14 protein-coding genes are annotated in these 13107 nt (G+C 69.2%); 5 read left to right on the forward strand and 9 right to left on the reverse strand.

Annotated features, from left to right (window positions below):
* The first annotated feature begins 19 nt into the window (after positions 1–19).
* Both ACWEPG_RS00455 and ACWEPG_RS00460 read left to right on the forward strand, forming a co-directional pair.
* On the forward strand, positions 20–391 hold the full coding sequence (locus ACWEPG_RS00455; protein WP_450112054.1) for a DUF5313 family protein: 372 nt from the start codon (positions 20–22) through the stop codon (positions 389–391).
* Between the two features lie 73 nt (positions 392–464).
* The gene (locus ACWEPG_RS00460; RefSeq protein WP_450111965.1) at positions 465–866 is read left to right on the forward strand and encodes a hypothetical protein; all 402 of its coding nucleotides are present in this window, start codon (positions 465–467) and stop codon (positions 864–866) included.
* A gap of 12 nt (positions 867–878) precedes the next feature.
* Here ACWEPG_RS00460 and ACWEPG_RS00465 read toward each other — a convergent pair whose 3' ends face one another.
* Together ACWEPG_RS00465 and ACWEPG_RS00470 are read right to left on the reverse strand one after the other, a co-directional pair.
* On the reverse strand, positions 879–1187 hold the full coding sequence (locus ACWEPG_RS00465) for a rhodanese-like domain-containing protein (protein ID WP_450111964.1): 309 nt from the start codon (positions 1185–1187) through the stop codon (positions 879–881).
* 55 nt (positions 1188–1242) lie between these two features.
* Positions 1243–1992 carry a lysophospholipid acyltransferase family protein gene (locus ACWEPG_RS00470; RefSeq protein ID WP_450111963.1) on the reverse strand — a complete coding sequence of 250 codons (750 nt, stop codon included), beginning with the start codon at positions 1990–1992 and terminating at the stop codon, positions 1243–1245.
* Between the two features lie 145 nt (positions 1993–2137).
* Here ACWEPG_RS00470 and ACWEPG_RS00475 point away from each other — a divergent pair, with 145 nt between their 5' ends.
* Complete coding sequence (locus tag ACWEPG_RS00475) at positions 2138–2575, forward strand: 6,7-dimethyl-8-ribityllumazine synthase (RefSeq protein WP_450111962.1); 438 nt, start codon at positions 2138–2140, stop codon at positions 2573–2575.
* 77 nt (positions 2576–2652) lie between these two features.
* Here ACWEPG_RS00475 and ACWEPG_RS00480 read toward each other — a convergent pair whose 3' ends face one another.
* From ACWEPG_RS00480 to ACWEPG_RS00490, 3 genes are all read right to left on the reverse strand, one after another.
* Positions 2653–3621, reverse strand: a complete 969-nt coding sequence (locus ACWEPG_RS00480; protein ID WP_450111961.1) for an alpha/beta fold hydrolase — start codon at positions 3619–3621, stop codon at positions 2653–2655.
* Positions 3622–3633: 12 nt separating this feature from the next.
* The gene (locus ACWEPG_RS00485; RefSeq protein WP_452593610.1) at positions 3634–5826 is read right to left on the reverse strand and encodes a phosphocholine-specific phospholipase C; all 2193 of its coding nucleotides are present in this window, start codon (positions 5824–5826) and stop codon (positions 3634–3636) included.
* Between the two features lie 78 nt (positions 5827–5904).
* Positions 5905–6741 (reverse strand): alpha/beta hydrolase, encoded by an 837-nt coding sequence (locus tag ACWEPG_RS00490; protein ID WP_452593611.1) that lies wholly within the window; start codon positions 6739–6741, stop codon positions 5905–5907.
* Positions 6742–6849: 108 nt separating this feature from the next.
* On the opposite strand from ACWEPG_RS00490, the gene ACWEPG_RS00495 reads away from it, so the two are divergent.
* Positions 6850–7743, forward strand: coding sequence for an isocitrate lyase/PEP mutase family protein (locus ACWEPG_RS00495; protein ID WP_450133399.1), 894 nt, complete (start codon positions 6850–6852; stop codon positions 7741–7743).
* 497 nt (positions 7744–8240) lie between these two features.
* The gene (locus tag ACWEPG_RS00500) at positions 8241–9179 is read left to right on the forward strand and encodes a DUF5996 family protein (RefSeq protein WP_452593612.1); all 939 of its coding nucleotides are present in this window, start codon (positions 8241–8243) and stop codon (positions 9177–9179) included.
* A 79-nt stretch (positions 9180–9258) separates the two neighbouring features.
* Here ACWEPG_RS00500 and ACWEPG_RS00505 read toward each other — a convergent pair whose 3' ends face one another.
* From ACWEPG_RS00505 to ACWEPG_RS00520, 4 genes are read right to left on the reverse strand one after another with little or no spacing between them, the layout of a single operon-like run.
* Entirely contained in the window at positions 9259–10251 is a 993-nt protein-coding gene (locus ACWEPG_RS00505; protein WP_452593613.1) for an ABC transporter ATP-binding protein, read from the reverse strand.
* Positions 10248–11240: an ABC transporter ATP-binding protein gene (locus ACWEPG_RS00510; protein WP_450111955.1), complete on the reverse strand. Its 993-nt coding sequence runs from the start codon at positions 11238–11240 to the stop codon at positions 10248–10250. The genes ACWEPG_RS00505 and ACWEPG_RS00510 overlap by 4 nt, the downstream gene beginning before the upstream one ends.
* Positions 11237–12142, reverse strand: coding sequence for an ABC transporter permease (locus tag ACWEPG_RS00515; RefSeq protein WP_450111954.1), 906 nt, complete (start codon positions 12140–12142; stop codon positions 11237–11239). Before ACWEPG_RS00515 ends, ACWEPG_RS00510 begins: the two co-directional genes overlap by 4 nt.
* The gene (locus ACWEPG_RS00520; protein WP_450111953.1) at positions 12139–13086 is read right to left on the reverse strand and encodes an ABC transporter permease; all 948 of its coding nucleotides are present in this window, start codon (positions 13084–13086) and stop codon (positions 12139–12141) included. Before ACWEPG_RS00520 ends, ACWEPG_RS00515 begins: the two co-directional genes overlap by 4 nt.
* Positions 13087–13107 lie beyond the last annotated feature (21 nt).

Here is a 13107-nt window from a genome sequence, read left to right on the forward strand (position 1 = left end):
AGAAGTGAGCACACGCAAGATGGGTGTCACCCGCCCCAACCCGCTGCAGTGGATCGCCTACGCATTCGGGGCGAAGCTGCCCGAGTCGATGAACGAGTGGGTCCGCAACGACATCACCGGCGACCACTACGTCGTTCGCCACCTGCTGCGGCAGCAGGTCCCCTTCATCCCGCTGTACCTGGCGTTCATGCTCTTCCCCGGGCCACTGTGGCTGCGCGCGTCGATGGTGCTGCTCGGCATGTCCCTGGCGGTGTTCTTCACGGTGGTCTACATCCACCAGAACCGCGCGCGGCGGCTGCAGAAGAACGGCCTGCCGATGGACCTCGACAACGACAAGCGCCGGGCCGCCCGCGAAGCCGAGATCAGCGCATACGACCGGCTCTGGCGGTAGCCGCCCGGGCGCCGCACCCGCCGGGTCCGGGCAAAGCGGCGTGCGAACGACGAATCGTTCCTAGAATCAGCGTTTGGTGATCGTCTTCAGCCGTGCGATCGAGAGGACCCAGATGCGCTTCCTCGGACTTGCCGCCACTGCCGCCGCACTCGCCGTGCCTGCCGTCCTCGCGGCACCGGCCGCACAGGCACTGACCCCGCAGACCGTTTTCGGGACGGTGTCCTGCAAGAGCGGGGCGCGCAGTTCACCCCCGGTCGCGACGTACGTCGCCGCCGAGAAGGGCGAATCCGGATGGGCGGAACTCGACGACGTCCCCGGCGCCCACGGGTGGGTCAAGTCGTACTCGTTCACCACCTACGACGCGGGCCGGTTCCGGCTCGTCGTGGCGTGCGGCGGCACGGAACAGCAGCCGAGCCAGGGCGTCGTCACCGGCTGGATGAAGCCGGGCCGGCACAACCTGGTCGTGAACTTCTGACGAACGAGACGCTCAGGCGCCGGTCTCGACTCCACGGCCGGACGCGATCCACGCCTCGGTGCCGCCGGCGACGTTCACGGCGTTGACGCCGGTCGCATTGAGGTACTGGGTCGCCTGCGCGCTGCGCCCGCCCATCGCACAGATCACGTACACCGTGTCCGCGGAAGGAATCTCGTCCAGCCGGGCGGTGAACTCGCTGAGCGGGACGAGCACCGCCCCGGGCACGCGCGCCTGCGCGAACTCGTCGGCCTCGCGCACGTCGATCAGCGGGGCGCCCGCGGCGAGCGCCATCTCCAGTGCGGTCACATCCACTTGCTGCATGTACGTCCTCCAGACAGATCGCCGCCAGTGTACCGATGACGGGGACACCACCAGGTCAGTAGCGGGCCACCGCACCGTCGACGGCATCCTGCAGCCGATCGTGCACCAGCCGCGCGATCGCCGCCGGCTTCTCGGGCAGGTCCGTGACCGGGGTGTCGAAGTAGATGCTCGCGCCGCGGACGTTGTCTGTCCGCCCCTCGCCGGTGCCGCCGTAGCTGATGCCCATGTGCACCAGCACCGGAGCCACACCGAGTCTCACCGCCCGGCTCGTGATGTGCCCGACGCCGCTGCCGACCGCCTGCAACTGCGTCGGATCGCCCTCGTTGCAGGTGCCCTCCGGGAAGATCGCGAGACTGTCGCCGCGGCGCATCCGCTCGGCGCACACGTCCATCATTCGCTGACCTGCGGCGTTGACGGCGCGCATGCCGTGGTTCTTGCCACGGAACACGGGGATGGACCCCATCAGGTCGATCCGGTCCCGCAGCTTGTTCTCGGCGAACAGTTCGTCCTTGGCCAGCACCCGGGTGCGTCCGATCACGGATCGCAGCGGGCTGCGCCACGCCGCCGCGGCCACCGTGTACGGGTCGGATTCGGACAGGTGGTTCACCGACAGCACGATGCTGGCGTTCGACCGCACCGCCGCCCGGATCTTCTCCCGCGCACCGTCCGCGAAACCCACCCGAGGCCGGAACTTCGCCGCCAGCGTCGCGTACGCCGCCTTCGCGAGCAGCCGGTTCTGCTGGTGCGCGAGGTAGAAGTCGTAGACCGCGTCGGAGTTCTCGAGTGTAACGTCGGGCTTGTCCATGGCCCCACTGTACGGATGGGGACCGAGTGGCCCACGTCACGAAACGTGCCATACCACAACGTAATTGACACCGAGGGGCGGGGATCCACGCCCCGCGGGACCGTCCGGATCGCGTGGTGACCGGGACCCGCACTAGCATTTGTCCATGACCATCGCCTTCGTCCAGGCCACCTGGCACCGCTCCATCGTCGACCACGCGCGGGACGCGTTCGTCGCCCGCTGGCGCGAGCTGGGTCACGACCCCGCCGACGTCGAGTTCTTCGAGACGCCCGGCGCCTTCGAGATCCCGCTGCACGCACAGCGACTGGCCCGTACCGGCCGCTTCGATGCCGTCGTCACCGCAGGCCTCGTCGTCGACGGTGGCATCTACCGGCACGAGTTCGTCGCCTCGGCGGTGATCGACGGCCTGATGCGGGTCCAGCTCGACACCGACGTGCCCGTGTTCTCCGCGGTGCTCACCCCGCACCACTTCCACGACCACGCCGACCACGCCGACTTCTTCACCGCGCACTTCGACAAGAAGGGCGCCGAGGTCGCGGACGCCTGCTCCGCCACCCTGGCCTCGCTCGCCACCATCAAGTAGCCGAGCACCCCACCAGCGGTTCCCTAATGTCACATCGGGTCACCTGACGACCCCCAACGTGACATTAGGGAACGGCGTCAGGCGTCGAGGCCCGCGAGGAAGTCGAGCCAGATCGCGTTGACCTCGTCGGGCTTCTCCATCTGCACGAAGTGCCCGGCCCCGTCGATGACGTGGGTGCCGACCAGTCCGGGGACCAGGGCGCGCATGGCGGCGAACGGGTCCCGGCCCATCATCTCCAGCACCGGATCACGGGAGCCGGCGACGAACACCGTCGGCACCTCGACCGGGACGTCGTGCAGGGTCTCGTTCTGCTCCCACACGGAGTCCTCGGCGCGGTACCAGTTCAGCCCGCCGGTGAAACCGGTCCTGCTGAATTCGGCGACGTAGTGGTCGAACTCGTCCTCACCGAGCCACGGCCACGGCAGCGCCGGCGGTTCCGGGAGGACGTCGAGGTAGCCGTTGCCCTCGGACGGGAACTCCCAGCAGTCCAGGTACCGGTTCGCGCCGGACAGCGCGTGCAGGATCTTCGCGAGGAACTCGCGCGGGTGTTCGTTCAGTTCGGCGTCCGCGACGCCGACCTCCTGGAAATAGTGCACGTGCGCGAAGTGCTGGGATGCGAGGTATTCGAACCCGACGGTCGGCCGCACCGGCAGCCTGGGGGTGCGCGGGACGCTGAGTTGCATCAGTGCCCGCACCCGGCCCGGCGCCCACGCGGGCAGGTCCCACACCAGGTGCGCACCGAAGTCGTGGCCGGCGAACACCGCCTGCTCGATGCCGAGGGCGTCGAGCAGGCCCACCATGTCGGCGACGGTGTGCGGCCGGTCGTAGGCGCTCGCGTCGGCGGGGGCACTGCTGCGGCCGTAGCCGCGCATGTCGGGCGCGATCACGCGGTACCCGGCACGCGACAGCGCGTCCAGCTGGTGCCGCCAGGTGAACCACAGGCCGGGGAAGCCGTGGCACAGCACGACCGGCGCGCCCTCCCCCTGCTCGGCCACGTGCAGGTCGATGCCGTTCACCTCGAGCGTTCGATGCGTCAACTGTGACATCACGACCTTCTCTTACGATCCGGTGCCGAGCGGCAGCAGGGACGACGACCCGGCCGCAGACCCGGTGTCCAGGGACCCGGTGCCCGGGATGCTCGGCGGCGGCGTCCACGTCAGGTCGCCGGTGGGAGAGATCGCGACGGCGCCCTGGCTGACGGATTCGGTGCCGTTCTCGATGTGCCCCACCCAGCGGCGGCGGAAGGTGTCGTCCTCCACCACGGTCAGCGCCGCGTCGTACCAGCCCTGCGTCGACGACACGGAGAAGGCGGCCTCGGTACCGGCGGCGACGGTCCGGTCGGCGCCCGCGACCCGCGCGGTCACCGGCGTCGCCCCGCCGTTGCGGACCGTCACGGTCAGCGTCCGCGCCCCCGCGTCGACGGCGGTGCGCGCGGTCACCCCCGCGGCGGCGCCGCTCACCGATCCCGCGAACTCGCGCCGGAATCCGTTGGGGCCGAGCACGGTCAGCGCGTATCGGCCCTGCGGCAGCGGCACCGACGACTCGACCGACGACTCGACGTCGAAGTGGCGCGGCGCCTCGAATTCCCCGGCGTACGGGTACATCGCGAGATGGGCGCTGCGGGCGCCGGCGTTCCGCAGCGTGACCAGCAGCGCGCCGCCGTCGAGCACGGCGTCCGCGTCCGGCTGGTACGGCAGCGCCCGAGCGGGTCGGGTTCCGCTCTCCTGCAACGGCATCCGCTGCGCGGTCGGCGGCGACGGCACCCAGCGGGGTTGCAGTGGCGGAGCCGGCGGAGGCGCGGTGAGCGACGGCCGGGAGCGAGGCTTCGCGAAGTCGAACGCGCCCGTCAGGTCACCGGCGACGGTGCGTCGCCACCCACTGATCTCCGATTGGAGGAACCCGAACCGCCGCTCCAGGAACTGGGTGACCGAGGTGTGGTCGAACACCTCCGAGGACACGTAGCCGCCGACCGTCCAGGGTGAGATCACCAGCATCGGCACCCGCGGTCCGAGTCCCAGTGCCTGGTCCGCGACCCATTCGTCGCCCACCGCACGCGGCGGTTGCGGCGGCGGGACGTGATCGTAGTAGCCGTCGTTCTCGTCGTAGTTCACGAGAACGACCGTCTTCGCCCAGATCTCGGGCTTGGAGGCGAGCGCGTCGAGCACCTGGTACAGCAGGGTGGCGCTCGCGGCGGGCGACGAGTCGGACGGGTGCTCGGAGTCGACGGTCGACGGCACCAGGTACGAGACCTGCGGCAGCGTCCCGCCGTCGACGTCCTTGCGGAACTCGGCGGCAAGGGTGCCGGGCCGCGACCGGAACAGCGCCCGGTCGTACAACTGCCGGTCGGCCGGGGAGAGCGAATCCGCCGCGGCGGCAAGGGCCGCCACCGCCGCGTCCTGCGCGGCCGCGGGCATGACACCGACCGCGCCGTAGAACGCGGCCAGCGTCGAGAACTGGTACGGCACCAGCGACGGGTGTCCGAACATCCGGCTCGCCAACTGCTTGAAGGTGACGAAATACTCCAGGTTGTTGTCGGTGAAGTTGTCCCACTCCTGATAGGTCTTCCACGAAACACCCGCCGCCTGGAGGCGTTCGGGGACGGTCGTCCAGGTGTAGCCGCCGTGGATCGGCAGGTAGGCGGAATTCGTCACGGCGCGGGTTCCGCCCGGCTCGAACCCGGTGTATCCGGACACCCAGTAGTTGCGGTTGGGGCTGGTCGACGTCGGCACCGAGCAGTGGTAGGCGTCGCAGATGGTGAACGAGTCGGCCAGTTCGTAGTGGAACGGGATGTCCTGGCGGTCGTAGTACGCCATCGTCGCGGCGGTCTTCGCCGGTATCCAACCGTCGTGCCAGCCGCCTGCGAGCGCCTCGTGACCGCCTGCCCATTCGTGGTCGAGGGCGGTGACGTTCTGCGTGTCCATCCGCTGCGCTGCCGCGGAATCGCGGATCGGGTACGGCACCACCACGTGGTCGCGATCGGGCTGCTCGTACACGGTGCGGCCGGTGCGCAGCGTCAACGCGTTCGGGTCACCGAAGCCGCGGACGCCGCGCAGCGCGCCGAAGTAGTGGTCGAAGGCCCGGTTCTCCTGCATCAGCAGCACCACGTGCTCGACGGAGTCCAACCCACCCGGCGGGACGGGGTTCGCGATCGCGGCCTGCAGCGACGGCGGCAGCAGAGATCCGGTCGCGGCGGCGCCCAGCGCCCCCGCACCGAGCGCCATGAACCGACGCCGGGACATGTTGGGGTTCAAGAAGAAACCTATCGACGTGCGAGCAACAAAATCCGCACGTTACCCAACCGGCCCGGATCCGGGGCGCGAACCGGCGGTTCAGTCGAGGTGGTCCTTCAGCCAGCCGACGACGTCATCGAGCACCTGCTCCTGCTCGGGCTCGTTGAACACCTCGTGGTAGAGGCCCGGGTACTCCTTGTAGGTCAGGTCCTCGGTGCCCGCGGTGGACGCGATCATCCGGCTGCCGTCCACATTCGCCAGCCCGTCCTTCTCGCCGTGCAGCAGCAGCAAGGGAAGCGTCAGCGTCGGCAGCCGCGGCGGCAGGGACTCGGCGTTGAGGATCATGCCGCGGGCGATGCCTGCCGGAACCTTGCCGTGGTGCACGAGCGGATCGTCGTTGTAGGCGGCGACGACCTCCGGGTCGCGGGAGACGAGGTTGGCGTCGAGGGTCTCCACCGGCAGGCCCGGCAGGTACTTGCCGATGACCTTGCCGAGCGCGACGACGATGCCGGGCGTTCCGGAGGTGACGTCGACGGCGGGACCGGACAGGATCAGCCCGGCGAGGTCGGCCTGGTGGTCGAGCGCGTAGTCGAGGGCGATCGCCCCGCCCATGCTGTGGCCGAGCAGGTACACCGGCAGCCCCGGGTGTGAGGCGCGGGCGAGGTCGAACACCCGGTGCAGGTCGTCGGTGTAGTCGTGCCAGTCCTTGAGCTCGACCCGCTTGCCGCCGGAGCGGCCGTGCCCGCGGTGGTCCGGTGCGTACACCACCAACCCCAGGTCAAGCAGCCGCGCGATGACGTGGTCGTAGCGGCGGGCGTGCTCGCCGAGCCCGTGCGCCAGAACCAGGATCGCGACCGGCTCCCCATCGGGGTTCCAGATGTCGTAGGTGATCCGGGTGCCGTGATTGCCGGTGAACGTTCCCTGTGTGTGCGCCACGTCACCACGATAGGCGCCTCCGGCGCCTGTGCGCGCTTTTCGTCGTCCTGGCCACCAAAAGTGCGCACAGGCGGCGAAGCCGCCCCGGCACGGCTACGGTGCGATGCCATGGCAGATCTCCTCGGCACCCCGACCGCGGTTCGACCCCGCCTACGCCGGCTCCTCGACGCGGACGAGCCGCTCCTCGCCCCGGGCGCATACGACTGCCTGTCCGCGCGGCTGCTCGAGGCCGCCGGGTTCTCCGCCGCCTACATGACCGGCTTCGGTACCGCCGCGAGCATGATCGGCCGGCCCGACGTCGGCCTGCTCACGGCCACCGAGATGGCGGACAACGCGCGCCGGATGGCCGCCGCGATCGACCTTCCGCTCATCGCCGATGCCGACACCGGATACGGCAACCCGCTCAACGTCATTCGCACCGTGCGCGAGTACGAGAACGCGGGTGTCGCGGCGATCCAGCTCGAGGACCAGGTGGCCCCGAAACGCTGCGGGCACATGGCAGGCAAGGCCGTCGTCTCGACCTCGGAGATGGTCGCGAAGCTGGAAGCGGCGACCGCGGCCCGCACCGACCCGGACTTCCTGATCGTCGCACGCACCGACGCCGCGGCGGTCGAGGGTCTCGACGCCGCGATCGACCGGGCGCAGCGGTACGCCGACGCGGGGGCCGACCTGCTGTTCGTGGAGGCCCCGAACAGTGTCGACGAGGTGCACCAGGTGGCGACCCGGCTGAAGGGCCACCGGCTGGTGTTCAACTGGGTCGAGGGTGGACGCACTCCCCCGCTGCCGCTGGACACCCTCACCGAACTCGGGTTCGCCCTGGTCCTGTTCCCGATCGGCGCCCTGCTGGCCGCCACCCGGTCCATTCAGGACTTCTTCGCCACCATCGCCAGGGACGGCACACCGGCGGCCGCGCTACCCGGACTACCCGCGTTCGACGAGTTCACCGGGTTCATGGGCCTGCCGGAGGTCAACGAGCTCGGTGCGCGTTTCGGCGACCGCTGACTCCCGGCGCGCAGCGCCCGGTGGTGGCGAGGCGTGGCGCGACCGGATCTCCCAGGGGACTGCCGGGCTCGGCACACCGGACAGCCAGGTTCGTCGAACACCATGTGAATGCGCAACCGCGCAACACTGTTCGACCGAAAGGTGTACCACCATGGATCTGAGCTACCTGTCCCAGTTCTTCGGCGCGTTTTCCGACGCCTTCAGCGCACTCGACTTCTTCAGCGGCTCCCTGGGCGGCTGACCGCTCACGCGCCTCTGGCACCGCCGCTGCCGTGACGTCGAGCCGGGCCACGCTCCGAGGGATGCGTCCCCGGAGACGGTGACGGTGGCGGAACAATCACGAACCAGGGCACGGGAGATTCGACTGCGCATCCGTGCCCTGGTTCGCGGCGCTCGTCACTCTCCAGCGGCCTGGCTGTCAACGCACTAGGCTGGACCCGCGAGCATCGAACATCCGTCATCTCGAACCCGTGAACACTCACGTCGAGGGAGGCACGGTGACCGATCGACATCCGTCCGAGCCGGCGTGGCCATCTCTTCGTGTGGAGGACTGGACCGCCACGCGCGACACGCTCCACATGTGGACGCAGATCGTCGGCAAGATCCGCTTGGCACTGTCCCCGATGATCAATCATTGGTGGCAGGTGACGCTCTACGTGTCCGCGCGCGGACTGAGCACCGGCGCGATCCCGTACGGCACCCGGGTGCTCGACATCGAGTTCGACTTCGTCGACCACCTGCTGCGGATGCGCACCAGCGACGGCGGTCTCGCCGAGGTGGCGCTCGAGCCGAAGTCCGTGTCCGAATTCTACTTCCAAACGATTCGGGCGTTGTCCGGCATGGGAGTCGAGGTCCACATCCGGGCCACACCGAACGAGGTCGAAACCGCGATCCCGTTCGCGGACGACGAGGTGCACACGTCGTACGACGCCGAATCTGCGACGCTGTTCTGGCGTCAGCTCGTCCAGGCCGACCGCGTGATCCGGGAGTTTCGCTCGTACTTCACGGGAAAAGTTACACCCGTGCACTTCTTCTGGGGTGCAATGGATCTGGCGTGCACCCGATTCTCGGGTCGACCGGCACCGAAACACCCCGGAGGCGCCCCGAACTGCGGCGACTGGGTGATGGTCGAGGGCTACTCGCACGAGCTGAGCAGTTGCGGGTTCTGGCCGGGCGGCGGCCAGGAGGGAGCGTTCTACTCCTACGCCTACCCGGCCCCGGACGGCTTCGACAGCGCCGTCGTCCCGGAGGGCGCCTTCTACAGCGAGCAGTTCCGTCAGTTCCTCTTCCCGTACGAGCGTGCGCGCTCGGCACCGGATCCCGACGCGGCCGTCGGCGAATTCCTGCACAGCACATACGCCGCTGCCGCCGACCTCGGAGGCTGGGACCGCGCAGCGCTCGAGTGCGATCCGCACCGGTGGAGTTCCCACCGTTAGAACACCCACCCGACCTCGCCGGGCACGGTCCCCCGAATGGAGAACGAACTGGATTCGACCCGGGCCCGCGCGGCCGCGGCTACGCGAGGTGGCACGCCACCTGACCGCCGCCGGGGACATCGGTGACCGCGGGGACCTCGGTGCGGCAGCGGTCGGTCACCAGTGGGCAGCGGGTGCTGAACGCGCATCCCGACGGCGGGTTCGCCGGGTCGGGCAGCTCGCCGGTGAGCCGGATCCGGTCGCGGTCGCGTTGCCGGCGCGGGTTCGGGACGGGCACCGCGGACAGTAGGGCCTTGGTGTAGGGGTGCGCGGGTTCGGCGAACAACCGCTCCGACGGCCCCCACTCGACGATCTTGCCGAGGTACATCACCGCCGTCGTCTGGGCGATGTGCCGCACCACCGCCAGGTCGTGGGCGATGAACAGGTACGCGATGCCCAGCTCCCGGGACAGCCGTTCGAGCAGCGCGATGACCTGGTTCTGGGTGGAGACGTCGAGTGCGCTGACGGCCTCGTCGGCGACGATCAGTTTCGGTTCGACGGCGATGGCGCGGGCGATCGCGATCCGCTGACGCTGGCCGCCGGAGAACTCGTACGGGTACCGCTGCGCGTGCTCGCGACGCAGGCCCACCTGTTCGAGCAGGTCCCCGACCCGTCGCCGACGGGCGTCGGCGTCGAGTTCGGTGTGCACCTCGAGCGGCTCGGCGATCGCGTCGCCGACCGTGCGCGCCGCGTCCAGCGACGAGTACGGATCCTGGAACACCATCTGCATGTTCCGGCGGGCAGCACGAAGGTCGTTGCGGGACAACGAGGTCACGTCGACTCCGTCGAGCGTGACGGTGCCCGCGGCGACGTCCACCAATCGCAGGATGCCGCGCGCGGTGGTCGACTTCCCGGACCCGGACTCCCCCACCAGCGCGAACGTTTCGCCCGCGCGGATGTCGAAGCTGACGTCGTTGACCGCCCGCACCGTGCGCTTGCCACCGAAAAGAGCCGACCCGCTGCGAAACTCCACGTTGAGCCCCCGCACACTGAGCAGCGGGGCCTCCTCGCGCGACTGGACGTCGACGGTCATGAGCATCCCTCCAGGATCAGTTCCTCAACCCTCGCACAGCGCGACAGTCGTTGCCCACCAGCGAGATCGGTGAGGGAAACGTTGCCCTCACACACCGGCTGCCGGTACTCGCAGCGCGGCGCGAACCGGCACCCGCTGGTGATCGTGCCCGGGACAGGCGGGGAGCCGGGAATCGTGTGCAACTCGGCGCGGCCGTCGATCGACGGCACCGACTTGAGCAGGCCCTCCGTGTACGGGTGACGGGGCGCGTCGTACAGCTCCGCGGTGTGCGCCCGCTCCACGACCTGTCCCGCGTACATCACCACCACTTCGGTGCACAGGTCCGCGACGACACCGAGGTCGTGGGTCACGAACAGCACTCCCATGTCGAATTGCGCTGCCATGTCGCGGATCAAGTCGAGCACCTGCGCCTGGATGGTCACGTCCAGCGCGGTCGTCGGCTCGTCGGCGATCAGCAGTTTCGGTTCGCACGCGAGGGCCATCGCGATCATCACCCGCTGGCGCATGCCACCGGAGAACTCGTGCGGGTACTCCTTCACCCGCCGGGCCGCGTTGGGGATGCCAACCAGGTCGAGCACCTCGGTGGCACGGGCGAGCGCCGCCTTGCGACCGACGCCGCGGTGCCGTCGGACCACCTCGGCGATCTGGTCGCCCACGGTGAACACCGGGTTCAGACTCGTCATCGGCTCCTGGAAGATCATGGCGATGTCGTTGCCGCGCACCGACCCCAGTTCGCGTTCCGACGCCGCGAGCAGATCCTTGCCCTGGAACAGGATGCGGCCACCGGTGATCCGCGACTGCCGCTGCGGCAGCAGCCGCAACACGGTCGAACAGGTGACGCTCTTCCCGGACCCGGACTCGCCGACCAGGCCGACGAGGTCACCGGCCCGGACGTCGAAGGTGACGTCCTGCAGCACCGGCGTCCACCCTCCGTGGGTGAGGAACTCGACGCCGAGCCCCTCGACGGACAGCAACGGGGTCCCGCTCATCGCTCGCTCCTGTTCTCTCGCCCGACTGAATCGCGGATGCCGTCGCCGAGGGTGTTGCACGCCAGCACGGCCAGGATGATCGCGATCGCCGGGATCAGCACCGGCCACGGCGTGTAGTTCCACGCCTCCCGCCCCTCGGCGAGCATCCGGCCCCAGCTCGGGTTCGGAGGCTGCACGCCGAGGCCGAGGAAGCTCAGCGACGACTCCGACAGCATCGCGAATCCGCACGCCAGGCTGATCTGAACGATCAGCGGCGAGAAGATGTGCGGCAGAATGTGCTTGCGGATGATCCGGCCGGTGGGCGTGCCGATACTGCGGGACGCCTCGATGAACGTGTCCTCGCGCACCGAGATCACCGCACCACGGACCACCCGGTAGAACCGGGGCGCGAAGACGATGCCGATCGCGATCATGGCGTTGGTCAGGTTCGGTCCCATGACGCCGACGATCGCCATCGCGAGCAGCAGCGGCGGAAAGCTGAGGAAGGCATCCGCGACACGCGAGATCACCGCGTCCCAGCGCTTTCCGAGGAAGCCTGCGACCAGTGCGGGAACCACGCCGATCACCAGTCCGACCGAGACCGAGATCGCGGCCGCGGACACCGCGACCCGCATCCCGTACATCAACCGGGACAGCGTGTCCCGGCCGAGGTTGTCGGTGCCGAGCAGGTAGCCGTCGCTCAGCGGCGGCAACCGACGCGCCGTCAGGTCCTGGACGAGCGGGTCGTGCGGTGCGATGAGCGGGGCGAGCAGACCGACGACGGTGATGACGATCAGGAACACCGCCGACACCAGTGCCGCGCGGCGGCCACGGAACCGGCGCAGGAACCGCCGGCGCGGCGACTCCACGCTGTCGGCGACGGATTCCGCAGAGACCGACGAGGATTCGTCCAGTGCGGTCATGCCGCCCTCCTGGTCTTCGGGTTGAGGTAGCCGTACGAGATGTCGACGATCAGGCTCATGACGACGGTGGCGAGCACACCGAAGATCACCACCCCCTGGATCGCGGGCAGGTCTCCGGACAGCACCGACTGAACCGCGAAGTCGCCGAGACCCTTGAGCCCGAACACCGACTCGATGACGGCGGTGCCGCCGAGCAGGAAGGCGATCTGCATGCCCAGGACGGTGGCCGTCGGGATGAAGGCGTTCTTCAGCGCGTGCTTGACCAGGACCGTGCGACGGGGCAGCCCCTTCGCGGTCGCGGTGCGGACGTAGTCCTGCTGCATCACGTCGATCATCGAGCTGCGCAGCTGGCGGGCGATCTCCGCGGCGGCCGCGACACCGAGTGCGATCGCGGGCAGCAGCAGATGCGACAGCCACGGCCACAGTCCCTTGTTCAGGGGTGCGTACCCGGTGGCGGGCAGCATCTTCAGATTCATCGCGAACAGCATCACCAGGAGAAGCGCGAGAACGAAGTTCGGGGTGGCGACCCCGAGCGTCGACCCGATGCTGCTGACCCGGTCCTGCCAGCTGCCGGGCCGGCTACCGCCGACGATGCCGGCGGGAATCCCGATCAGCAGCGCGATCACCACCGAGACGATGGCCAGCGACAGGGTCACCGGGATCCGGTCGACGATCATGTCCAGCACCGGCGCCTTGTAGGTGAAGCTGGTGCCGAGGTCCCCCTGCAGCAGACCCGTCAGGAAGTTCACGTACTGCACGACCACCGGCCGGTCGAGACCGAGTTCCTGCCGGACCATCTCGATCTGGTCGGGGGTCGCGGACTCCCCGGCGATGCGGTGCGCCGGGTCCCCCGGGATGAGGAAGACCAGGCTGAAGGTGATCGCCGTCGCGATGAGCAGCAGCGGTATCACCGCCAGCAGCCGGCTGGCGATCAGGCGTAACACGAAACGGTCCTCCTCGTCGGT

The sequence above is a fragment of the Rhodococcus sp. NPDC004095 genome, assembly GCF_053604015.1.